General features: G+C 72.6%; 19 protein-coding genes. 6 read left to right on the top strand and 13 right to left on the bottom strand.

From position 1 onward, the window contains the following. Positions 1-141 precede the first annotated feature (141 nt). Together G127AT_RS04750 and G127AT_RS04745 are read right to left on the bottom strand one after the other, a co-directional pair. Entirely contained in the window at positions 142-645 is a 504-nt protein-coding gene (locus tag G127AT_RS04750) for a GNAT family N-acetyltransferase (RefSeq protein WP_210900543.1), read from the bottom strand. A 65-nt stretch (positions 646-710) separates the two neighbouring features. Continuing rightward, positions 711-1,331, bottom strand: coding sequence for a hypothetical protein (locus tag G127AT_RS04745; RefSeq protein ID WP_210900540.1), 621 nt, complete (start codon positions 1,329-1,331; stop codon positions 711-713). A 243-nt stretch (positions 1,332-1,574) separates the two neighbouring features. Here G127AT_RS04745 and G127AT_RS04740 point away from each other — a divergent pair, with 243 nt between their 5' ends. Further along, a complete protein-coding gene (locus G127AT_RS04740) occupies positions 1,575-2,831 on the top strand; it encodes an alpha/beta hydrolase family protein (RefSeq protein WP_210900537.1) in 1,257 nt (418 codons plus the stop codon). A 124-nt stretch (positions 2,832-2,955) separates the two neighbouring features. On the opposite strand, the gene G127AT_RS04735 is transcribed toward G127AT_RS04740, so the two are convergent. After that, a complete protein-coding gene (locus G127AT_RS04735) occupies positions 2,956-4,488 on the bottom strand; it encodes a DEAD/DEAH box helicase (RefSeq protein WP_210900534.1) in 1,533 nt (510 codons plus the stop codon). A gap of 260 nt (positions 4,489-4,748) precedes the next feature. Between G127AT_RS04735 and G127AT_RS04730 the strand changes: the two genes are divergently transcribed. From G127AT_RS04730 to G127AT_RS04720, 3 genes are all read left to right on the top strand, one after another. Next, positions 4,749-7,139, top strand: a complete 2,391-nt coding sequence (locus G127AT_RS04730; RefSeq protein ID WP_210900532.1) for a HelD family protein — start codon at positions 4,749-4,751, stop codon at positions 7,137-7,139. A 269-nt stretch (positions 7,140-7,408) separates the two neighbouring features. Further along, complete coding sequence (locus G127AT_RS04725) at positions 7,409-8,665, top strand: hypothetical protein (RefSeq protein WP_210900529.1); 1,257 nt, start codon at positions 7,409-7,411, stop codon at positions 8,663-8,665. A 72-nt stretch (positions 8,666-8,737) separates the two neighbouring features. Then, complete coding sequence (locus tag G127AT_RS04720) at positions 8,738-9,346, top strand: 2-phosphosulfolactate phosphatase (protein ID WP_210900527.1); 609 nt, start codon at positions 8,738-8,740, stop codon at positions 9,344-9,346. A 123-nt stretch (positions 9,347-9,469) separates the two neighbouring features. Here G127AT_RS04720 and G127AT_RS04715 read toward each other — a convergent pair whose 3' ends face one another. From G127AT_RS04715 to G127AT_RS04685, 7 genes are all read right to left on the bottom strand, one after another. Then, the gene (locus G127AT_RS04715; RefSeq protein ID WP_244857742.1) at positions 9,470-10,285 is read right to left on the bottom strand and encodes a CGNR zinc finger domain-containing protein; all 816 of its coding nucleotides are present in this window, start codon (positions 10,283-10,285) and stop codon (positions 9,470-9,472) included. Positions 10,286-10,343: 58 nt separating this feature from the next. Beyond that, positions 10,344-10,835 carry a SprT-like domain-containing protein gene (locus tag G127AT_RS04710; protein WP_210900524.1) on the bottom strand — a complete coding sequence of 164 codons (492 nt, stop codon included), beginning with the start codon at positions 10,833-10,835 and terminating at the stop codon, positions 10,344-10,346. 127 nt (positions 10,836-10,962) lie between these two features. After that, entirely contained in the window at positions 10,963-11,745 is a 783-nt protein-coding gene (locus G127AT_RS04705; RefSeq protein WP_210900521.1) for a hypothetical protein, read from the bottom strand. After that, positions 11,742-12,380 carry a hypothetical protein gene (locus G127AT_RS04700; protein WP_210900518.1) on the bottom strand — a complete coding sequence of 213 codons (639 nt, stop codon included), beginning with the start codon at positions 12,378-12,380 and terminating at the stop codon, positions 11,742-11,744. Before G127AT_RS04700 ends, G127AT_RS04705 begins: the two co-directional genes overlap by 4 nt. After that, positions 12,377-13,012, bottom strand: coding sequence for a hypothetical protein (locus tag G127AT_RS04695; RefSeq protein ID WP_210900515.1), 636 nt, complete (start codon positions 13,010-13,012; stop codon positions 12,377-12,379). The genes G127AT_RS04700 and G127AT_RS04695 overlap by 4 nt, the downstream gene beginning before the upstream one ends. 9 nt (positions 13,013-13,021) lie before the next feature. Continuing rightward, positions 13,022-14,185, bottom strand: coding sequence for a hypothetical protein (locus tag G127AT_RS04690; RefSeq protein ID WP_210900512.1), 1,164 nt, complete (start codon positions 14,183-14,185; stop codon positions 13,022-13,024). A gap of 123 nt (positions 14,186-14,308) precedes the next feature. Then, on the bottom strand, positions 14,309-14,602 hold the full coding sequence (locus G127AT_RS04685; RefSeq protein WP_210900508.1) for a hypothetical protein: 294 nt from the start codon (positions 14,600-14,602) through the stop codon (positions 14,309-14,311). 186 nt (positions 14,603-14,788) lie between these two features. On the opposite strand from G127AT_RS04685, the gene G127AT_RS04680 reads away from it, so the two are divergent. Then, positions 14,789-16,414, top strand: coding sequence for a glycoside hydrolase family 10-like protein (locus G127AT_RS04680; RefSeq protein ID WP_210900505.1), 1,626 nt, complete (start codon positions 14,789-14,791; stop codon positions 16,412-16,414). A 25-nt stretch (positions 16,415-16,439) separates the two neighbouring features. Here the strand turns inward: G127AT_RS04680 and G127AT_RS04675 are convergent, their stop codons facing one another. From G127AT_RS04675 to G127AT_RS04665, 3 genes are read right to left on the bottom strand one after another with little or no spacing between them, the layout of a single operon-like run. Further along, entirely contained in the window at positions 16,440-17,591 is a 1,152-nt protein-coding gene (locus G127AT_RS04675) for a PQQ-dependent sugar dehydrogenase (protein WP_210900502.1), read from the bottom strand. Then, positions 17,588-18,451, bottom strand: a complete 864-nt coding sequence (locus G127AT_RS04670; RefSeq protein ID WP_210900499.1) for a spermidine synthase — start codon at positions 18,449-18,451, stop codon at positions 17,588-17,590. The genes G127AT_RS04675 and G127AT_RS04670 overlap by 4 nt, the downstream gene beginning before the upstream one ends. Positions 18,452-18,475: 24 nt before the next feature. Beyond that, entirely contained in the window at positions 18,476-19,255 is a 780-nt protein-coding gene (locus G127AT_RS04665) for a spermidine synthase (protein ID WP_210900496.1), read from the bottom strand. Between the two features lie 282 nt (positions 19,256-19,537). Here G127AT_RS04665 and rpoB point away from each other — a divergent pair, with 282 nt between their 5' ends. Beyond that, positions 19,538-23,029: a DNA-directed RNA polymerase subunit beta gene (gene rpoB, locus G127AT_RS04660; RefSeq protein ID WP_210900493.1), complete on the top strand. Its 3,492-nt coding sequence runs from the start codon at positions 19,538-19,540 to the stop codon at positions 23,027-23,029. Positions 23,030-23,067: the final 38 nt, after the last annotated feature.

The raw sequence follows: 23,067 nt of genomic DNA, 5'->3' as shown, positions 1-23,067 counted from the left end.
CCCTTCGATGCCGCGGGCGCACGCGGCCCGCTCGGCTCTCACCAAACTACGGCGACCCTCCGACATGCGGAACGCCCCGGCATCCGCCCGCAGCGAACAGTCGCCGAGCGGATGCCGAGGCGCACCGGCCGGCCTGGTGCCTCAGCGCACCAAGCGCACCTCGTGGATCTCCTCGCCGAGGAACGGCACCGTCTGCGCGGCGCCGTCGGCCGCGAACCCGTTGCGTCGGTAGAAGCCGTGGGCGCGGGGATTGTCCTCGGCCACCCAGAGGTAGACGGGCTCGTCGCCGCAGGCGGCGTCGAAGAGCTGCTGCCCGATGCCCGTGCCGTGGTAGGCGTCGAGGAGGTAGATGAACTGCAGCTCGCGCGCCCGCGGCGGCTCCTCGTCGCGGGCCGGGCCGGCGCCGACGAAGCCGACGATCTCACCGCCGACGACGGCGGCGAACTGGGCGTACTCCTCGCCGCGCTCGGCGAGGTGGTTCCAGAGCTCGCCCATGCGCCGCGGTGAGAGCCGCTCGAACGCGGCCGCGCTGATGAGGTGGTCGTAGGTCTCGTGCCAGCAGCTCGCGTGGACGCGGCCGAGGGCCTCGGCATCCGTGTCCCGGATGGGTCGGACGATGACATCGGCAACAACATCGGTGCTCATATCGGCAGACTAGGCCAGCGCGCGCGGCAGAGGAAATCGAGGGCTGTCGCACGCACGCCCGCGCCTCAGGACCGCAGTTGGGGTGTGCCGGAGGTCTGCTTCGCGAGCGACCGGAAGACGCTGAAGGTGCCGAGCGCGGCGAACAGCACCGACAAGAGGATGTCGACCGTGTACGACGACCACAGTTCGGGGTTGTCGAGGAGGTTCACGCGGTACAGCCACCAGAACTCCGCATCGAAGAAGACGGCGGGGATCTCGTATTCGAGCACGGAGGCCATGTCCCAGGCGACGCCGGCGAAGAACGCGAGCACGAGGGTCACGACGGTCGTGGCGACGACGACCCACATCCCTGCGCGCGTCACCAGGCCGCGGGATCCGAACCGGTAGAGCAGGAGGGCCAGCCAGGCGACGCCGAACGCGACGATGGCCGAGATGAATCCGGCCTGCCAGAGCAGCACCCAGGCGGCGATGCCGGCCGGCACGGTGAGCGCGGCGAACGCGATGCCGCGGGCGACGTTGGGGCGGGCCGCGGCCGGGTCGGCGGCAGGGGTGGATGCGGGTGCGGATGCCGAGCCGGGTTCGGGTGCGGATGCCGGTGCGGGTGCGGATGCCGCGGCGGCGCTCGGCCCCGTGGCCGTGACGGGCTCGTCGGCGGGCTGTGCGGGCTGGGTTGCGGGTTCGGTCATGGGGAGGCCTTCGGGACGGCGGCGCACGGTCGGGAACCGGACGCCCTCCCGTCCGAACGCCTCATCGTGGCAGCAGCGGGCCGCGCGGATCAATACCCCCGCTCGGGGGTCATCCGCACCGGCCGCGGCATGCCGCCGCACGCGCATCCGCACCCCCGCCGCAGGCTGCCGCCCGCCCGCAGCGGTGCCCGGAGCCCCCTTGCCACCCGTGCCCGCCTGGCTAGGCTGGATGCCGGGGGGATCATGATCGAATCACGCGGCACCATCGCGCTCGTGCTCACCGCGGCGAGCGCGCTCGCGCTCAGCGCCTGCACGGGCGATGCGGCACCGACGGACTCGCCGAGCGACGAACCGGCCACCGAGCCGCCGACGACCGAGCCTCCGGGCGACGACCCGGTCGCCCTGTGGCGGGACTTCGAGAAGTTCAACGCGCTTCCGCGCGACGCCTTCTACGATGCGCAGCCGAACGGCGAGGCCGGCACGCTCATCGCCGTCGAGGCCTTCGACGGCTGGAAGCTGCCGGATACGCTCATGCACCGCATCGTCTACAACTCGGTGGACACCGACGGCGACCCGGTCGCCGCCTCGGCGGCGGTGCTCGTGCCGTGGGGGCCCGTGCCCGACGGCGGGTGGCCGGTCGTGGCCTGGGGGCACGGCACGAGCGGCGTCGACCCGAGCTGCGCGCCGAGCCTGCTGAAGGACCTCTACTATCCCGAGATCATGCTCGCGCTCCTCGCGAACGGGTACGCGGTCGTCGCCACGGACTATTCGGGGCTCGGTGCCGGCGACGGCCACGAGTACATCTCGATGCCGGCGAACGCCGACGACCTGCGCTATGCCGTGCCGGCCGCCCGCGAGGCGGTCCCGGAGCTGTCGGAGCAGTGGGTCGCGATGGGGCATTCGCAGGGTGGGCAGGCGGCCTGGGGGGCTGCGTCGCGCACCTCGGACGACGGCGCGGTCGACGGGCTCGTCGGTGCGGTGGCCCTGGCCCCGGCGACGCCGCTGGATCTCATGACCGAGCAGGATCTGCGGGCTCCGGGGATGGGCGTGTACCTGCCGTACGTCGCCGCGTCGCTCGAGCTGCAGTTCGGGGTCGACCGCGAGGACGTGCTGAGCGAGGCCGGCCTCGCCGCCTACGACGACGTCGTGGCCTCGTGCCTGCCGGTCGCGATGGCGATCGTGGGGGAGGAGGCGACGATCGAGGCGTTCGCGGACCCAGACTGGCTGGGGGTCGCGGCCGCCGAGACCCTCGCCGAGCGCAACGTGTACACCGATACGACCCTGAAGGTGCCGCTGCTGGCGGTCGCCGGCGCCGAGGACATGGCCGTGCCGGCGCATACCGTGCAGACGGTGGTGGATCGCCAGTGCGAGACGGGCGGCACCGTCGCCTTCCGGACCGTCGACGGCGACCATGACGAGATGATCGGGAACGCGTTGCCGGACATCATCGAGTGGATCGGGGCCCGCTTCGCGGGCGAGGAGGCCACGGGCGGCTGCTGACCGGAGCCTCCGACGCGGCTTCGGCCCAGGGCTTCGACGCGGCTGAGGCCGCGGCTTCGGCCGGGTGGATGCCGCGGCGCACCGGAACCCGGGCGCCGCGGCATCCGCTCATGGCCCGGCCGGCTCAGCCCTGCGCGCGGCGGTTCGTGCGGGGGTTCCGGTTCGGCGTGACGACGTCGCCGACGCGGATCGGGCGGCGCGCGGTGCGGGAGGCGTTCCGCTGTGCACCGGTCGTCTGCGCGCCGCGGCTGTGGCCGGCGCCCTGCTTGGGGGCGTGCGCCTTGGCCTCGGCGGGGCGGCCCGAACGGTCGCGCTTCGGAGTGGAGGGGGAGTCGGGGCGGTCGCGGCGGGCGCCCTGCGAAGCGCCCTGCTTGGGCGCGGCCTGCCCCTGGGAGCGTCGGGCCTTCTTCCGCTGCGCGTTGGCACCCTGCGACGTGCCGCCGCCGCCCTGCGGCTTCGCCTGCCGCGGCGCGGGCTTCACATAGGCGGCGACCTCGCCGACGAGCGCGGCGACCTGCGGCGAGGCGGAGGTGACCTGCGCCGGCGTCACGGTGATCGCGGCCTTGCGGAGGAGCTTCTTCAGGTCGTCCATCTGCGCGGGCAACGCGATCGTGACGACGTCGCCGGCCGAGCCGGCGCGTGCGGTGCGGCCCGAACGGTGCAGGTACGCCTTGTGCTCCATCGGCGGGTCGACGTGGATGACGAGTTCGACGTCGTCGATGTGCACGCCGCGGGCGGCGACGTCGGTGGCGACCATGACCTTCACGGATCCGTCGCCGAAGGCGGCGAGGTTGCGGTCGCGCTGCGGCTGCGAGAGGTTGCCGTGCAGGTCGACGGCGGGGATGCCGGCATCCGTCAGCTTCTTCGCGAGCTTCTTCGCGTGGTGCTTGGTGCGCATGAAGAGGATGCGCCGGCCGGTGCCGGACGCGAGGGTCTTCACGAGCTCGTTCTTCTGGTCGGTGTCGGCGACCTGGAAGACGTGGTGCGTCATCGCGGCGACCGGCGAGGTGGCCTCGTCGACCGAGTGCAGCACCTCGTTCTGCAGGTAGCGCTTGACGAGCTTGTCGACGCCGTTGTCGAGCGTCGCCGAGAACAGCAGCCGCTGGCCGCCGCGCGGGGTCTGGTCGAGGATGCGCGTGACGACGGGTAGGAACCCCAGGTCGGCCATGTGGTCGGCCTCGTCGAGCACGGTGATCTCGACGGCGTCGAGGTGCGCGAAGCCCTGCTTGATGAGGTCTTCGAGGCGGCCGGGGGTCGCCACGACGATGTCGACGCCGCCGCGCAGCGCCTCGACCTGGCGCTTCTGGTTGATGCCGCCGAAGATCGTGGTCGCGCGCAGGCCCGCCGCGGCGGCGAGGGGTTCGATGGTCGCGGTGATCTGGGTGGCGAGCTCGCGGGTCGGCGCGAGGATCAGGCCGGTGGGGCGGCCGGCACGGCGGCTGCCGGCGAGCGGGCCCGACAGGCGCGCGACCATGGGGATCGCGAACGCGAGGGTCTTGCCGGATCCGGTCTTGCCGCGGCCGAGCACGTCGCGGCCGGCGAGCGTGTCGGGCAGGGTGTCGACCTGGATGGGGAACGGTGCGGTCTTGCCGTCGGCCGCGAGGGCGGCGACGAGGGCGGAGGGCACGCCGAGCGTGCTGAAGGTGTGGTCGGTCACGGGATGCCTTTCGGGCAGAAGGCTCGGGCGGCGCATGGCACCGGGAGCTGGTGGCGAAGGCGGAAGATGTTCCGCATCCGATCGCCGCATGAAGAATCGACGGGCCTTCGGGCCCGGAAGAAGCGTTCTACGACGCAGGCGGCGCATTCGTCGCGCCGGCCGAGTCGAGCATAGTGCACGCGGCTGGGCGGATGCCGTGCCCGCACCCGGCATCCGCTCACCGGCGCCGAATAGACTTCCAGGCCGGAACCACGAGGGGGATGCGGGTGAGCGAACGCGAGCTTGAGCGGGAGCGCGAGGTCGTCGAGGCGCTGTACGCGCGCCTCGACGAGCAGCGGGACGAAGCGGCCCGGCGGCTGTCGAAGGTGCGCGCCGAGCGGGTCGGCGGCAACCATCAGGCGCGCAGCGAGCGCGACGCTTTCGCCCGCCTGCACGAGGATCGCCTCGCCGAGCTCCGCGAGGTGGATGCGCGGCTCGTCTTCGGCCGGCTCCTGCTCGAGCGGGGTGCGGATGCCGGTGGCGCGGTGGATGCCCCGAGCGCACCGGATGCGCCGCGCGCCGCGGTGCACGCGGCATCCACTGCGGGCACGGAAGCCCCGCCCGCGGCATCCACCCCCGAACGGCTCACGCGCCCCGAGCTGCGCTACATCGGCCGCATCGGCCTGCGCGACGCCGAGCAGCGCGCGATGCTCCTCGACTGGCGCGCCCCACAGGCCGCCGCGTTCTACCGCGCCACCGCCGCCGAACCGCTCGGCGTCCGTGCCCGCCGCCACCTCGCGCTCGCCGGCCGCGAGCTCGTCCGCATCGACGACGAGGTCTTCGACGACACCCTCCTCGGCGGCGACGAGACCGTGCAGGGCGAGGGGGCGCTGCTCGCGGCGATCACCGCCCGGCGCGGCGGCCGCATGCGCGATATCGTCGCGACCATCCAGGGCGAGCAGGATCGCATCATCCGCTCCGAGCTGCGCGGCGCCCTCGTCGTGCAGGGCGGCCCCGGCACCGGCAAGACCGCCGTCGCCCTGCACCGGGCCGCCTACCTCGCCTACGCGAACCGCGAGCGGCTCGGCCGCAGCGGCATCCTCGTCGTCGGCCCCTCCGACGCGTTCCTGCAGTACGTCGAGGCGGTGCTGCCCTCCCTCGGCGAGACGGGCGTCGTCATGCGCTCGCTCGGCGAGCTGTACCCGGGCGTGGACGCCGCGGCCGAAGATCCGCCCGCCGTCGCCCGGCTGAAGGGCTCCAGGCGCATGGCCGCCCTCCTCGCCCGCGCCGTGAAGGCCCGCCGGATCGTGCCCGACGGCCCCCGCACGATCGAGGTCGACGGCGAACGCCTCACGGTGCGACCCGAGCTCATCCGCACCGCGATGCAGAAGGCCGAGCGGCGCGGCAAACCGCACAACGTCGCCCGCGTCACCTTCGTCAAGCACGCCCTCGACGCCCTCACCGAGCGGCTCGCCGCCCAGCTCGTGAAGGGCGGGGCGACCGTCGACGACGCCGACCGCAAGGTGCTCCGCGAAGACCTCCGCACCGCCTACGACGTGCGCGTGCTGCTGAACACGGCCTGGCTGCCGCTCAGCCCCGAGAAACTCCTCGGCGACCTGTACGCGCGCCCCGCATGGCTGGCCGAACTCACCCGCGACTGGCGGGAGGAGGATCGTGCGCTCCTCGCCCGCGAGCGGCGCGCCCCCTTCACCGTCTCCGATGTGCCGCTGCTGGACGAGGCCGCCGAACTCCTCGGCGAGATGCCCGACGATCGGCAGGCCGCCCGGGCCGCCGCCGATCGCGCCCAGCACGGCCGCGACCTCGAGCATGCGCGGGCGGCCATCGCCGACGCCGGCGCCGAGGGCGTCGTGGATGCCGAACGCCTCGTCGCCGGGTTCGCCGGGGGCGGCGACGGGCGAACGACCGCCGAACGCGCCGCCGCCGACCGCGGCTGGACGTACGGGCACATCGTCGTCGACGAGGCCCAGGAACTCAGCTATATGCAGTGGCGGCTGCTCGTGCGGCGCTGCCCGCTGCGCTCGTTCACGATCGTGGGCGACATCGCACAGGCCTCCTCGGCGGCATCCGCCCGCTCATGGCGGCAGGCCCTCGACCCGCACTTCCGCCAGTGGCGGCAGGAGCGACTCACCGTCAACTACCGCACCCCGGCCCGCATCACGCGCGTCGCCGAGCGCTTCGCGGCCGCCGAGGGGCTGGCGATCACGCCGACCGAGTCGGTGCGCGAGGGCGAGCATCCCGTGGCTCGGGTGGATGCCGCAGGCGCCGACCTCGTGCCCGCGCTCCTCGCCCTCCTCGCCGACGACCCGCGCGCGGATGCCGGCATCGCCGCCGAGGAGGCCGGAACCCTCGCCGTCATCGCCCCCGCCGCAGACGCCGACCGGGTGGCCGCGGCGCTCGCCGAAGCGCTCGGCACCGTTGCAGTCGGCACCGTCGCGGTCGGGCGCGGTTCGGCGGGTCTCGGCCGTCCGATCGCGGTGCTCGCACCCGACGAGGCGAAGGGCCTCGAGTTCGACGAGGTCGTCATCGTGGATGCCGCGCGCATCCTCGCCGGCGCCGCGCGCGGCGTCTCCGCGCTCTACGTGGCCGCCACCCGCGCCACGCAGCGCCTCACCCTCCTCGGCCCCGCCCCGGCCGCCCTCGCCGAGCCCTGACGCGCGCCCCGCGCATCCACCCCGCCCGCCTGCACCTCTGCGCACTCACCCCGCGCACCCGCCCCCGCGCACCCACCCCTGCACCCGCACCCCGCACCCCATCACGTTCCGGGGGTCATATCCCGCCACGAAAACCGCGTTCGGCCCGCCTTTCTGTCGGGATATGACCCCGGGAAGCGGAAGCACCGGCGCGCAGGGGCGCGGCGGGGCGGGAACGCAGCAGCGCGCAGACCGGGCGGGACCACGGGCCGGTCTCGTAGACTCGCGTCATGGCGGACGGACTGTGGTGGGTGCCGTCGCTCCTCGTCTTCGGAGCGGCCCTCGTCGTCGTGATCGTGATCGCCGTCGCCGCACGCCGGGCCGGGGCGAAGCGGCGCATCGCCGAGTCGGAGCGGCTCTCGGCGAGCGAACGCGGTGCGAAGGCGCTGCTCGTGCGCACCGACAACGCCCTGCGCGAGGCGCTCGACGAGGCTGCGTTCGCCGAGGCGCAGTTCGGGCGGGTCGAGGCCGCCGAGTACCGGCGCACGATCGAGCAGGCCGGCGGGTGGCTTCGCGAGGCGTTCCTGCTGCAGCAGCGACTCGACGACGCCGAGCCCGACAGCCCCGAGGAGCGTCGCAGCTGGACGGTGCGGATCACGGGCCTCTGCGACTCCGCGCTCGCCGCCCTCGAGCGCATGGGTCGCCGCGTGGACGAGCTGCGCGCCGCGGAACGCGGCGTCGGCGACGAGGGGCCGGTGCTTCGGGAAGAGCTCGAGCGGCTCGGCGCCCGCACGACCGCCGCGCAGAACGAGCTCGACCGGCTCGTGGGGCGGTATGCGCCGACGGCCCTCACGGGGTTCCGGGATGCCGTGGCGCGCACTTCGGCGCTGCTCGCCGAAGCCGGGGCCGCTCTCGAGGAGTCGCTCGGCCGTGCCGGGGAGCGCCGCCCGGCGGCCGCCGCATTCGAACAGGCCGCCGCGAAACTCGGCCGTGCCGGTCGCGAGCTCGAAACCGCCGAACGCGCTGAGCTCGAGCTGGCCCAGGCGCAGACCGACGCCCGCATCACCGCCGCCGAACTCGACGGCGAGCTCGAGCAGGCCCGCCGCGAGCGGGAGCGCCTGGAACCCGTCGGTCCGGCAGCGGCCCTCGACGCGGCGATCGAGGAGGCCGCGCTCGGCCTGGCGGCCCGCGGCGACGCCGTCGCCGATCCGCTCGCCGACGGGGAGCGCCTCGAGGGCGTGCGGGCGCGGCTCGAGGCCGCCCGGCATGCGGCGCGTGCCGCGCAGGGCCGTCTCGACGGCGCCCGTTCGGCACTCGACGGAGCCATCCGCATCGCCCGCGGTCAGATCGCCGTCGCCGATCACGCGATCGCCCGCTCGCGCGGCCGCATCGGGGCGGAGGCGCGCACCCGGCTCGCCGAGGCCGAACGCCAACTGGCGATGGCGCTGGACGAGGCCGATCCCGTCGCCGCGCTCGACGCCGCCCGCCGCGCCACGAGCCGCGCGAACGACGCCGAGGCCCTCGCCCGCTACGACGCCGCCTTCTGAAGGTCCCCCGTGCGCCCGTCGCGGGCCGTCATACGCGCGGTGCGGGGCGGGGTGCCGGGGTAGCCTGTCGCGGTGACCGACGCACCCGACCCGCTCGCCCAGTCCCGCTATCAGGTCCGCTTCGACTGGGGCCGCCCGGGCGCGGCGCGGCTCGCTGGCGAGGCGGACGTCCTCGTCCTCGTCGACGTGTTCACCGCGACGACGGATGCCGTGCTCGCCGTCGAAGCCGGCGCATCCGCTCCGGCCGGCGAACTCGCCGAGCTCGCGGGGTCGGGGGATCGCCTCGTGCTCGCCGCCGCGCTCCGCAACCGATCGGCGGTCGCGCGTTTCATCCTGGGCGAGCAGGAACGGCAGGGCCGGCGTCTCGCGGTCGCGATCATCGCCGCGAGGGCGACGGATGCCGACGGGCACCCCCGATTCGCGGTCGAGGACCAGTTGGGCGCAGGTGCCGTCGTCGAAGCACTCGTCGCGCTCGGCATCGACCACACCTCGCCCGAGGCCGCCGTCGCCTGCGCGGCCTTCGAGGGCCTGCGGAACGCGACGACGCACCTGACGGGGGCTTCGGCCGGCGGGCTGGAACTGGCCGCGGCGGGCCGTCGCGACGAGGTGCGCCGCGCGGTGCGCATCGACGAGAGCGAGGCCGTGCCGCGCCTGGACGGCGCCGGGTTCCGCGCGGCCTGACCGGCCCGCGCCGGCGCCCCGCCGGGCACGACGCGGCTCCGCCCTTCGCCGGGCAAGCCCCCGCGCCTCGAGCACGGCCGGCGAGCCCCGACCCGGTCTCGACGCCGCGACCCCGGCAACGCGTCAGGCGGCCGGCTTCGACCCCTCGGCGTCCGGCGCGGAGGCGTCGTGCGGGTCGGCGTCGGCGAGCGCTCCCGCCATGGCCCGCGAGGGCGGTGTGGACGTCTCGATGGCGCCGCGGATGGCCGCGCGCAGGGCATCCGCCCGTTCGCTCGTGCGCGGTGGCTTCGGCTCGGGCTCCTCGAACACGGGCAGGGGCGTCGAGCCGGCCTGCTCCTCGGCGGTGCGTTTGGCGCGTTCGCGGTGCGCGCGCACCTTCGCCCGGTTGCCGCAGCGCTGCATGGAGCACCAGCGGCGGGTGCCGGCGCGGGAGGTGTCGAGGTAGACGATGCCGCAGTCCTCGGCGCCGCAGACGCGGATGCGTTCGAGGCCGTCGGGTGCGAGCAGGCCGACGGCGTCGCGTGCGATGGTCGACAGGGCGCGGGCGACGGGATGCACCGAGGCGCCCGCTTGGCGGCTGCCGCCGGCCAGGCCCGGGGCGAGGTCGGGGGTCGCGGCGAAGAGGTTCACGAGGTCGATGTCGGCGATCGCACCGGGTTCGTGCCGGCTGGCGGCGAGGGCGAGGCGGCCGATGGCGTCGCGCAGCGAGATCGCGTCGAGGCGTTCGCGCGGCCGGCTCGGGGCGAGGGGCATCGGCACGCGTTCGGCGAGCCAGGCGTCGAGGGTTTCGGGGCTCGTCAGGCGTTCGGCGGGGCCGCCGGGCATGCCGCCGGTGTACGCGAAGTCGAGCGCGAACGATCCGGAGTCGAACCACCACCGCATGCCGTCATCGGCGACGAGCCACTGGCCGACGGGAACGGAGACGGTGGAAACGGGCACCCCAGCACTGTATTGCCTTCCGGGGGTCGGGGTGGCTGCAGCGCCCGGTGCGGGGTGCTCAGGCGCCGCTTGCGGCGCGCTGCCGCATGGCCGGCGTGATCTCGCGCCGTATCCAGGAGATGAGGTTGGCGGGGTCGAAGCCGCGTCGGCAGAGGCCGCAGCTGAGCGGCCGGGTGGGGCTGCGGTAGCGATAGTGTTCGTGCCCGGCGGGGCAGCGGCCGACCCAGGGGGCCAGTTCGTCGGCGATGCGGCCGTCGTGGGTGCGCCGGCCGGTGTAGCCGATCTCGCGGGCGACCTTGCGCCAGGTGGGGCCGTGGGCGGCGCGCGGGCCGGCGAGGGCGTGGGCGACTTCGTGCAGCAGCACCTGGTGGATCTCGTCGTCGTCGTAGCGTGCGGCGAGGTACCGGGAGACGGTGATGCGCCCGGTCGTGTAGTTGCAGAGGCCGGCGCGCTTCTTCGCGTGGTCGAAGCCGAAGCTCCACACGGCCGGATCGAGGTGCAGCTCGATGAGGGCCTCCGCCCAGTGCCGCACCCGGTTCAGATCCGCCATGGAACCGAGGATAATGCCGCCCGGCGACATTCCGTGAGGACGCTTCCAGCGTGTGTCCGGCTCGCTCCCGGGTGGTGTTCGGGCGGGTGGATGCCGGTTCGCACCGCTCGTCGGCGGCCGTAGCCGCTCAGATCGACGATCCGAGGCGGCCGAGCGGGGCGCGGATGGCGCGTGCGGCGGTCTCGCGGTCGACGGTGCCGACCATGCGGAGCCATTCGATCGCGGCGCGGCGTTCGGCCAGCAGCCGGGCGCGTTCTTCGGAGGGGAGGGCCTGCACGGCGGCGTCGATGCGCTGCTCGCGGTCGAGGCGGTCGCCGGCCGGTTCGGCGGGGCGGGCCGGCAATCCGTCGGGCAGTGCGCGAACCGCACGGCGTTCGGCGATCTCGGCGACGACGCCGAGGACGGCGGCGAGCGCAGCGACGGCGGCCCATGCCGGCCAGCCGGGCACGCCCTGGCGGACGCCGACGACGATGATGCCGGCGAGCATGAAGGCCGACAGCAGCGCGCTGCCGCCGCCGATGCCGCTCGTGCCGGGGCGGCCCCGTGCGGCGGAGACGAGCAGGGCGATCTGCACGCAGATGCTCACGATCGCCGAGGCGCCGGCGACGGGGATCGCGGCGGCGCCGTCGACGTCGACGATGCCGAAGGCGTCGCCGCGGAGGGTGGCGATGCCCCAGATCGGCGCCCAGACGACGGCGAGGGCGATGACGCCGGCGATGACAGCGACGGTGCGGCCGAGGACGGTGACTACGGGGTTCCGGCGGCGCACGCCGTAGGCGGCGTCGCCGAGGAGCCGCAGGAGTTCGTCGTGGCCGCGCAGCACGTGGGCCTCGAGCTCGTCCCAGGGCACGCGCCCGCCGCGCGGCAGGGCTTTCGCCCAGTCGCTCGCGGTTGCCGGGGCCGTGCTCATGCGGCCGGTCCGAACGTCGGCCAGGTCTCGAGGTCGGCACGGGTGCCGACCTCGCCGGGCAGGGGGATCGAGTGCCATTCGTCCTCGCCCGAGCCGAGGCGGAGGGTGCGCACGAAGGCCCGCACCTCGTCGACGACGACGGCGAACAGCTCGGGGATGGTGGCGTCGAGGGTGGCGAGCACCATGAGGCCTTCGTCGAGGAAGAGGTGCTGGGTGCCCATCAGCAGGTCCTCGGCCTCGCCGGGCAGGGGAGCGCTGTGCACCCATTCGTAGCCGGGCCCGAGACGGGCGCCGGTGAACTGCTCGACGTGCGAGAGCTGCTCGGCGCGGAGCTCGGAGGCGACCGCGCCGCGATCGGGCGCCTCGGAGACCTCGACGCGCACGAGCACCGCTCCGGGCACCACGGGCGGCCAGTACTGCAGCACGAGTCCATCGCCCGGGCCGCGGAGCTCGAGGGCGTGGGCGACCATGTGCGGCACGAGTTCGTCGCTCGGGCGGTCCCAATGGGCGGAGGCGACCCGGGCGGTCGCGGTCGCGGCATCCAGCCATGCGGTCCGCTGCGGTTCGACGAGCCCGGCGGGCACCGTGATCCAGCGGGCGGGGTCGGCCTCGGCGGTGAGCTCCATGCCGCTCACGGCCGGGCCCCTGCCGCTCGGGCGCCGGCCGGCATCCACCGCAGCGTCGACACGTGCGCGTCGATCGTGAAGCGCACCGCGGTCAGCAGCGGGTCGTCGTCGGGCGTGGTCGTCTCGTGCGGCATGACGGCGGTCAGCAGCAGCGCGCGGGATCGCTTCGTGCCGGGTACCGGGGTGAGGTAGCGCACCGTGGTCAGGCCGATCCGCACGCCGTCCTGCGTGACCTCTTCGCGTTTCTCCTGCCGGACGAATCGCTTGTCGTCGCCGAGCGGCGTCGCCCCGTCGCCGATGAGATGGGCGACGTAGTCGTCCATGCCGACGCCGACGGGCGCGGTCTGGATCGCCGCGGTGAGGGAGGCGGGGATGAAGGGGCGGTCCTCGTCGCTTTCGAGCTGCATCATGATCGCGACGCCGCGGTTCTTCCGCAGGTTCTCGAACGCCTGCTGGATCGTCGAACGGGTCGTGGCCCAGAGATCGGGCCGGTGTGCGGTCATGAGGCGCGCCTTGGCCGCTGCGAGCACGGCGTCGCGCGATGCGTCGCTCGCATCCATGCGCACCCAGCCGTCGGGCAGCATCATGGTGAATTCGGGGTCGGGTTTCGCACCGAGGGCGGCACGCAGGTCGTCGCTCACGCGGGCAGTCTACTTTCCGCCGAGACGCGACCAGAGGCCTTCGCCGGTGCCGTAGCTGAGGCCGGAGTTGACGCGGGTGAGGGCCGTCCACATGCCGCTGACGACGATATTGGCCGGGGCGGCGCTGTTCAGCGTGCCGGCCGCTTTGCCCGTGAAGAAGCGGGTGATGCTGTCGACGAGGCGCCCGTCGGTGCCGTGGTTGCGGGCGAACTGGGCGAAGCCGTTCTTGAAGCCTTCGACGACCGAGCCCGAGAAGCGGAACGCCGAGGTTCCCGAGCCGAAGATCGTGGAGACCTCGGTGCGGATCAGCGAGCGGCCGGCTCCGGTCATCATGCCGCCGAGCGCGTCGTCGGCGATGCCCGTCCAGCTCTTGCCGAGGCTGCCGAAGGGGATGACGGCGATCGCGGCGATGATGACTTCTTTCCAGCCGGCGTCGCCGCGGATCTTCTGATAGATCGTGAGCGCAAGGGTGGCGATCGAGACGATGGCGACGAGAGCGGTGATGAGCGGTCCGCCGATGATGATCGAGGCGACGAGCAGGGCGAGGCCGACCCATTTCAGCACCTCGAGGGCGCCGGCGACGAAGCCGTCGACCTTGTCCCAGAAGCCGTCCTCGATCTTGCCGTCGAGGATGGTTCCGACCCGGTCGGCGGCCTGTTCGAAGGCGTCCTCCCAGGTGTCGTAGTCCTCGTCGAAGAGTTCCGCCTCGGCTTCCCACCTGTCGTAGGCGGCCTGCTTGTCACGGTCGTCGTCCGCTGCGGCATCGGCCTCGGGGCTGTCGGGTTCGGGGGCGCCCCAGCTCGGCCGATTGCCTTCGAGGAACCCGGGCAGGGCGAGGTAGGCGTTCCAGTACTCTTCGCAGTTGTCGACGTGGCCCTTGATCTTGGGCTGCACGTCCTCGAGCACTCGCCCGTAGTCGGCGACGACGGGCCCCGTCGGTTTGTACATCTCGCCGGCGCGCTTCAGTTCGCGGTAGACGTCGCCGACGACGTCCTGCAGCTCGTCGACGGCGAGGCCCTTCTGCCCGTCGGCGCCGTCGGCGATCCGCTGCAGCAGCTCGGCGCTGTCGATCATCTCGGTGCCGAGGGTCTCGATCTGGTCGCCGCGTCTGATGATGGTGCCGGGCGTGCCCGCGACCGTCTCGATGTCGCGTCTCCTGGGGGATTGCTGCATGTCCGCTCCTCAGCTGGTGCCGATGTCGATGCTCGTGTGGGTGCCCGTCCGGGGTGTCGGGTGCGGTGCCCCGGGTGGATGCCGGGCGTGCCCCGAGTGGATGCCGGCGCGCGCCGGCCCCGCTCAGCCCGTCGTGGTCTGCCGGTCCCACTCCGTGAACCCGTCGAGCACGCCCTGCACATGCTCCTGGACCTTCTTGGTGTCTTCGGCGAGGTTCTTGCGCTTGTTGTTCCAGCGGTCCTCGAAGTCTTCGACGGCTTCGCGCAGGCGGTTCTTGCCGTAGGGGTCGCCGATCGCGTCTTCGAGCACGTCGGCGCGGTCTTCGGCGCCTTCGAGCTCGGCGACGATGTCCTTCAGCTTGCGGTTCAGCTCGCTGAGCTCGGTGTACTTGATGAGGACGCCGTCCGGTCCGCTCATGCCCGTTCCTTCCGCGATCGCATCGTCGGTCGGATTCACCATAGGGCCGGCCGGCGCCGGATGACGATGGGGATGTCTCCCCATCGTCGATGGGGCGGCCGACTCGGAAATTACTCTTCACATGCGGCGCAGATCGTGGAAATATTTTCCACGACGCTCGGAGATACGCCCGGACCTGGAGGATCGATGACGACCACCCCGCACGACCCGACGCCCCGCCTCGACCGCCGCGGATTCCTGACGCTCGCCGCCGCTGGCGTCGCCGCGTCCGCATTCACGGTCACCGTCGGCACCCTGCACGCCGCACCGGCCCGGGCCGGCGAAGCCGGCGCATCCACCGCCGCCCTCGCCCCGCGGAAGCGGGAGCTGCGCGCCATGTGGATCTCCTCGGTCGTGAATATCGACTGGCCGAGCCGCACCGGCCTCGGCGCCGACGAGCAGCGCGACGAGTTCCTGCACTGGCTCGACGTCGCCGAACGGTTCCGCCTGAACGCCGTGTTCGTGCAGGTGCGCCCGACGGCCGACGCCTTCTGGCCGAGCCCGTTCGAGCCGTGGTCGCAGTACCTCACCGGGGTGCAGGGGCAGGACCCGGGCTACGATCCGCTCGCGTTCATTGTCGAAGAAGCGCACCGGCGGAACCTCGAACTGCACGCCTGGTTCAACCCGTACCGCGTCTCCATGCAGACCGACCCCGCACAGCTCGTGCCCGAGCATCCGGCACGGGTGCACCCCGAGTGGGTCTGGGCCTACGGCGGCAAGCTCTACTTCGACCCCGGCCTGCCCGAGGTGCAGGAGCACATCCAGCAGGCGATCCTGCACTCGGTCGAGCACTACGACCTCGACGGCGTGCACTTCGACGACTACTTCTACCCGTACCCCGTCTCAGGGCAGACGATCCCGGACGAGGCGACGTACGCCGCGCACGGCGCCGGCTTCGACGACATCGCCGACTGGCGGCGCCACAACGTCGACACCTTCGTGCACTCGATCTCGGAACGCATCAAAACGCTGAAGCCGTGGGTGAAGTTCGGCATCAGCCCCTTCGGGATCTGGCGCAATCGCTCGAGCGACCCCGCCGGCTCGGAGACCGGCGGCTCGCAGTCGTACGACCTCCAGTTCGCCGACACCCGCAGATGGGTGCTCGAAGGCTGGCTCGACTACATCAACCCGCAGATCTACTGGCAGTTCGGCCTCGCCGTCGCCGACTACGCCGCGCTCGTGCCGTGGTGGGCCGACGTCGCCGCGGCCTCCGGAACGCACCTCTACATCGGCGAGGCGCTCTACAAGGTCACCTCGGGCGTCTTCACCGACCCGGCCGAACTCTCGAACCATCTCGCCTTCGACCGCGAGCTCGACGCGGCCGGCCGACCCGTGCACGGCAACGTGTACTTCTCGGCCGTGCACGTGCCGGCCGATCCGCAGGGCTCGATGTCGCGCGTGCTCGCCGAGCACTACTCGCGGCCGGCGATCGTGCCCGCGATGGAGTGGCTGCCGGCGACCGCCGTCCGCCCGCCGGTGCTCGCGCGCGCCACGCGCCGGGGCGCCGGCGTCGAACTGCAGTGGTCGGATGCCGTGCCGCCCTCGCGGCGCGCGACGTCGTTCGCCGTCTACCGCGCCGACGGGGCGGGGATCGCCGTCGACGTCGAGGACGCCGCGAACCTCCTCGGCACCGTCCGCGCCGCCTCGGGCGTGGTGCAGCGCTTCGTCGACGAGACCGCCGCGCCCGGCCGGGCCTACCGGTACGCGGTCACCGCGCTCGACCGGGTGTGGAACGAGTCCGCCCCGAGCGCGGTGAAGCGCGTCGCCCGCTAGAACGGCGCGGCCGGGACGGCGCCGCTCACCCCTCGGCGAGCGGCGCGAGGCGCACGCGCAGCAGCCGGTCGTCATCGCCGCCGGGCGTGCCGCGGCCGTCCGTGTTGTTCGTGAGCATCCACAGGGAGCCGTCGGGCGCGAGGTGCGCCTCGCGCAACCGGCCGAACTCCCCGGCGAACCAGTCGACGGACTCGGCGGCGTCGCGCACCCCCTCCCGCGGCGGGTACACGGCGATCAGGCGCTCGCCGCGGAGGGCGGCGAGGAAGAGGGTGTCGCCGGCGGCGGCGAGCCCGCTCGGCGAGGCCTCGGACGTCGGCCACTGCGCCACGGGGTCGATCGTGCCGGCGAGCCCGGCCGCGCCCTCGGCATCCGGCCAGCCGTAGTCGCCGCCGCCCTCGATGAGGTTCAGCTCGTCCCAGGTGTTCTGCCCGAACTCGGCGGCCCAGAGCCGGCCGGCCGTGTCCCACGCGAGGCCCTGGGGATTGCGGTGGCCCATGCTGTGCACGATCGTGCCCGTCGCCGAATCGTCCGGCACGCCGCCGTCCGGCATCATCCTGAGGATCTTGCCGGCGAGGGATGCGGGGTCGCGGGCGGGTCCGCGCAGCGTCGCGTCGCCGGTGGTCGCGTAGAGCATGCCGTCGGGGCCGAAGGCGAGCCGGCCGCCGTTGTGCGTGGCGGCGGCCGGGATGCCGTCGAGGATCGTCTCGGGTTCGCCGAGCGTGTAGCCGCCGGGCCCGCCGGCGAGGTCCATGCGCTGGATGCGGTTGCCGCCCTCCCCGGTGGAGTACGCGTACAGCATCCGCCCCCGCCCGTCGCCGGCCTCGCGGACGGCCAGGCCGAGCAACCCGCCCTCGCCGCCGTGCACGACGCCCGGCACGACGGCGACCTCGCGCACGGCGCCGCCCTCGCCGATCTCGACGATGCGTGCGGTGTCGCGTTCGCTGACGAGCACGCCGCCGTCCTGCGTCGTCGCGATCGACCAGGGCGCCTGCAGCCCGCTCGCGAGGGCCTCGACGTCGCCGGCGGGCTGCACCTCGGGCGGCGTCGTCGGGGGTGCGGATGCCGCGGGCGGCGATGTTCGGGCGGTGCTCGGACCGGTGCTCGGCGGCGGCGCGGTGCACGCGGCGAGCAGCACGGCGGCCAGGCCGATCGCGATCCCGCCCGCCCGCCGGTTCATGAGGTGCCGGGCTTGGCGAGGAAGATCTGCCGCGACGGCGGCGGGGACGGCACGGCGCGGTCGTCGGTGACGACGGGGGCGCCGGCGATGAAGCGCGTGAGCTCCTCGCCGGCGACGAGTTTCGCGGGTGCCGGGTCGCTCGCCAGCAGTCGCGGCATCGTGTCGAAGGGCAGCGGCGCGTTCGAGGCGAACATGACGAGGTTGCCGAAGCGGCGCCCCTTCAGCATGCCGGGGTCGGCGGCGATCGCGAGCTCGTCGAAGACGTGCGCGAGGGTCGCAGCCTGCGAGCGGGCGAAGGCGAGCCCGGCGCCGTCGGCGACGTTCACGGCGACGACGCCGCCGGGGGCCAGGCGCGGCGCGAGCAGCCCGTAGAACTCGGCGCTCGTGACGTGCGCGGGCGTGCGCGAGCCCGAGAAGATGTCGACGACGGCCAGGTCGACGGCGCCGTCGAGGCCGTGCGGGAGTTTCGCGAGGACCTCCCGGGCGTCGCCGTGCCGCACGCGGATGCTCGCCCCGCGCGGCAACGGGAGGTGCTCGCGCACCAGTTCGACGAGCTCGCTCTCGATCTCGACGACCTGCTGTCGGGATCCGGGACGGGTCGCCTCGACGTAGCGGGGCAGGGTGAACGCACCGCCGCCGAGGTGCAGGGCCGTGATCGGCGCGCCCTCGGCCCGCACGAGGTCGGCGGCGTGGCCGATGCGGCGCACGTACTCGAAGCCGAGCCAGTCGGGCCGCTCCAGCTCGACGTGCGACTGCGGCGTGCCGTCGACGTAGAGCGTCCACGATCCCGGCACCTGCCGCGACTCCTCGAGCCGGGCGAGGTGCCCGCTGACGGCGAGGCGGCGTTCTGCGCGGTCCATATTCATACGCTATCGGGCGCCGGCTCAGGCGTCCCGGCCGAGTTCGGCGCCCTCGCGCACCTCGACGGGGTGCGGCCCGCGCCGGGCGAACTCGGTGGCCCAGCCGGCGAGCCTCGCGCTGCCGCCGGCGACGAGCACGGCGTTGCCCTCGACGCGTCCGTCGAGGAAGCCGGGGGCGGCGGCGGCGAGGACGGCGGGGAAGAGGCGGCGCAGTGCGGCGGCTTCGGCCTGCAGCGCGTGGCCGCCGGGTTCGTCGGCGACGTTGACGGCGACGACGCCGTCGCCGGCGAGCAGGGGCACGAGCCGGGCGAAGAGCGTGCCGTCGAGGACGGATGCCGCCGGCTCCAGACCCCGGTAGGCGTCGACGATCACGAGGTCGACGGATCCGGCCAGCTCGCCTCCGAGGCCGTCGAGCGAGCCGAGGGCATCGTCGACGACGATGCGGATCGCGGCCGCCTCCGCGGGCGAGAGGGGCATCCGCTCCGCGACGGCGTCCACGACCCTTCGCTCGGCTTCGACGACGGTCTGCGTCGAGCCCGGGCGCGCCCATGCGGTGTACCGGGGCAGGCTCATCCCGCCGCCGCCGAGGTGCAGGACGTTCAGCGGTGCGCCGGGCGGCCCCATGAGGTCGACGACGTGCCCGAGCCGACGGGTGTACTCGAAGAAGAGGCGCTCGGGGCGGCCCGGCACGACATGCGATTGCACGGCGCCGTCGATCACGAGCTCGAGCGCCCCCTCGTCGATCGGGTCGGCGGTCACCGTGACGTCGCCGGGGCCGCCCGGTCGCGTGTGTCGCCCGGCCATCCGCACAGCATAAGGGAGGCTCGCGGCTCGCAGTCGGCCCCCGTTCGGGCAGCCAAGCCGTCTTATACCTGAGAATCCCGACGAGGTCAAGAATTCGACTGGACAAGCCGCAAGACTGCGCTTATGCTTGTTCTTTGCGCTCCCAGACTCTCTTCGCCTTCATATTGCGGTCGGCTTATTGCGTGTCGGAACTCAACGACACCACGCATCCTCACATGTGTCTGAGGGGTACTCCATCCGAAAAGTGAACCGGCCCGACGGGGCCTCACGGAGGTAATTTCCTTGGCTGCTGCGCGCAACGCAACCACGCCCACCCCCAAGAACGGACGCAACGCCAAGCGTCTGTCATTCGCCAAAGTCACCGACACGCTGACGGTCCCGGATCTGCTCGCACTGCAGACCGAGAGCTTCGACTGGCTCGTCGGCAACGGCGCCTGGAAGGCGCGTGTCGCCGAGGCCGAGAAGGCTGGCCGCGATGACCTCGCCCAGTCCACCGGACTCGAGGAGATCTTCGAAGAGATCTCCCCGATCGAAGACCTCGGCGAGACCATGCAGCTCTCGTTCACGAACCCCGAGCTCGAGCCGCCGAAGTACACGATCGACGAGTGCAAGGAGAAGGGCAAGACCTACTCCGCTCCGCTGTACGTCAACGCGGAGTTCATGAACCACCTCACCGGTGAGATCAAGACCCAGACGGTCTTCATGGGCGACTTCCCGCTCATGACCTCGCGGGGCACCTTCGTCATCAACGGCACCGAGCGCGTCGTCGTCTCCCAGCTCGTCCGTTCCCCGGGCGTCTACTTCGAGCGCACGCCCGACAAGACGAGCGACAAGGACATCTACTCGGCCCGCGTCATCCCGAGCCGCGGCGCGTGGCTCGAATTCGAGATCGACAAGCGCGACCAGGTGGGCGTGCGCATCGACCGCAAGCGCAAGCAGTCCGTCACCGTCTTCCTGAAGGCCCTCGGCCTCACCTCCGAGGAGATCCTCGAGGAGTTCGCCGGCTACGAGTCGATCGCCCTCACCCTGGAGAAGGACAACATCCTCACCAAGGAAGAGGCGCTGAAGGACATCTACCGCAAGCTCCGCCCGGGCGAGCAGGTCGCCGCCGAGGCCGCGCGTGCGCTCCTCGACAACTTCTACTTCAACCCGAAGCGCTACGACCTCGCCAAGGTCGGCCGCTACAAGATCAACAACAAGCTCGGCCTCGAGGCCCCGCTCAGCGACTCCGTCCTCACCGTGCAGGACATCGTCGCCACGATCAAGTACCTCGTCGCCCTGCACGAGGGCAAGGCGACCCTGCCGGGCCGCCGCGGCGGCAAGGACGTCGAGATCCGCCTCGACGTCGACGACATCGACAACTTCGGCAACCGTCGCATCCGCGCCGTCGGCGAGCTCATCCAGAACCAGGTCCGCACCGGCCTGTCGCGCATGGAGCGCGTCGTCCGCGAGCGGATGACCACGCAGGACATCGAGGCGATCACCCCGCAGACCCTGATCAACGTGCGACCCGTCGTCGCCGCGATCAAGGAGTTCTTCGGCACCTCGCAGCTGTCGCAGTTCATGGACCAGAACAACCCGCTTGCCGGCCTCACGCACAAGCGCCGCCTCTCGGCGCTCGGCCCCGGCGGCCTCTCGCGCGACCGCGCGGGCGTCGAGGTCCGCGACGTGCACCCCTCGCACTACGGCCGCATGTGCCCCATCGAGACGCCGGAAGGCCCGAACATCGGCCTCATCGGCTCGCTCGCGTCGTTCGCGCGCATCAACGCGTTCGGCTTCATCGAGACGCCGTACCGCAAGGTCGACAACGGCAAGGTCACCGACGAGATCCACTACCTCACCGCCATGGAGGAGGAGGGCTACATCGTCGCCCAGGCCAACGCGCCGCTGAACAAGGACGGCTCCTTCCAGGAGGCCCGCGTCCTCGCCCGTCAGCGCGGCGGCGAGGTCGACCTCGTTCCCGCCGAGGAGATCGGCTACATGGACGTGTCGCCGCGCCAGATGGTCTCGGTCGGCACCTCGCTCATCCCGTTCCTCGAGCACGACGACGCCAACCGCGCCCTCATGGGCGCGAACATGCAGCGCCAGGCCGTGCCGCTGCTGCGCAGCGACTCGCCGCTCGTGGGCACCGGTATGGAGGGCTACGCCGCGATCGACGCCGGCGACGTCGTCACCGCCGACAAGGCGGGCGTCGTCACCGAGGTCTCGGCCGACGTCGTCACCGTCCAGCTCGACGAGGGCGGCACGCAGAACTACTACCTGCGCAAGTTCGACCGCTCCAACCAGGGCACCTCGTACAACAACCGCGTCATCGTCTCCGCCGGCGAGCGCGTCGAGGTCGGCGAGGTCATCGCCGACGGCCCCGCGACCGACAACGGCGAGCTCGCGCTCGGCAAGAACCTCCTCGTGGCGTTCATGCCGTGGGAGGGCTACAACTACGAGGACGCGATCATCCTCAGCCAGAACCTGGTGAAGGACGACGTGCTCTCCTCGATCCACATCGAGGAGTACGAGGTCGACGCCCGCGACACGAAGCTCGGCAAGGAGGAGATCACCCGCGATCTCCCCAACGTCAGCCCCGACCTGCTGGCCGACCTCGACGAGCGCGGCATCATCCGCATCGGCGCCGAGGTCAGCCCCGGCGACATCCTCGTCGGCAAGGTCACGCCGAAGGGCGAGACCGAGCTGAGCGCCGAGGAGCGCCTGCTCCGCGCGATCTTCAACGAGAAGAGCCGCGAGGTCCGCGACACCTCCCTCAAGGTGCCCCACGGCGAGCAGGGCACGATCATCGGCGTCAAGGTCTTCGACGCGCAGGACGGCGACGACGAGCTCGGCTCGGGCGTCAACCAGCGCGTGGTCGTCTACATCGCCCAGAAGCGCAAGATCACCGAGGGCGACAAGCTCGCCGGCCGTCACGGCAACAAGGGCGTCATCTCGCGCATCCTCCCGATCGAGGACATGCCGTTCCTGGCCGACGGAACCCCCGTCGACATCATCCTGAACCCGCTCGGCGTGCCCGGCCGCATGAACTTCGGCCAGGTACTGGAGATCCACCTCGGCTGGGCGGCGAAGCAGGGCTGGAACGTCGAAGGCGCAGCCGAGTGGGCCAAGGGCCTGCCCGAGGTCGCCCGCACGGCCGAGCCCGGCACGAAGGTCGCCACCCCCGTCTTCGACGGCGCGAGCGAGGAGGAGATCGCGGGCCTGCTCGACTCGACCCTCCCCAACCGCGACGGCGAGCGCCTCATCGGCAGCTCGGGCAAGACGCAGCTCTTCGACGGCCGCTCCGGCGAGCCGTTCCCGTACCCGGTCTCGGTCGGCTACATGTACATCCTGAAGCTGCACCACCTGGTCGACGACAAGATCCACGCCCGCTCGACCGGCCCGTACTCGATGATCACCCAGCAGCCGCTCGGTGGAAAGGCGCAGTTCGGCGGTCAGCGCTTCGGCGAGATGGAGGTGTGGGCGCTCGAGGCGTACGGCGCCGCATACGCCCTCCAGGAGCTCCTCACGATCAAGTCCGACGACATCCTCGGCCGCGTCAAGGTCTACGAGGCGATCGTCAAGGGCGAGAACATCCAGGAGCCCGGCATCCCCGAGTCCTTCAAGGTGCTCATGAAGGAGATGCAGTCGCTCTGCCTGAACGTCGAGGTGCTCTCGGCCGACGGTACCGCCGTCAGCCTCCGCGACACCGACGACGAGGCCTTCCGCGCCGCAGAGGAGCTCGGCATCAACATCTCCGCCCGCTTCGAGTCGTCGAACATCGACGAGATCTGATCCGGCCGACAAGACGACGAAGAACTTTTTCAGGGAGA

It is taken from the genome of Agromyces archimandritae (assembly GCF_018024495.1).
GTDB lineage: Bacteria > Actinomycetota > Actinomycetes > Actinomycetales > Microbacteriaceae > Agromyces > Agromyces archimandritae.
Note: the sequence above shows the minus strand (reverse complement) of the source record. Positions and strands in the feature narration are given on the sequence as shown.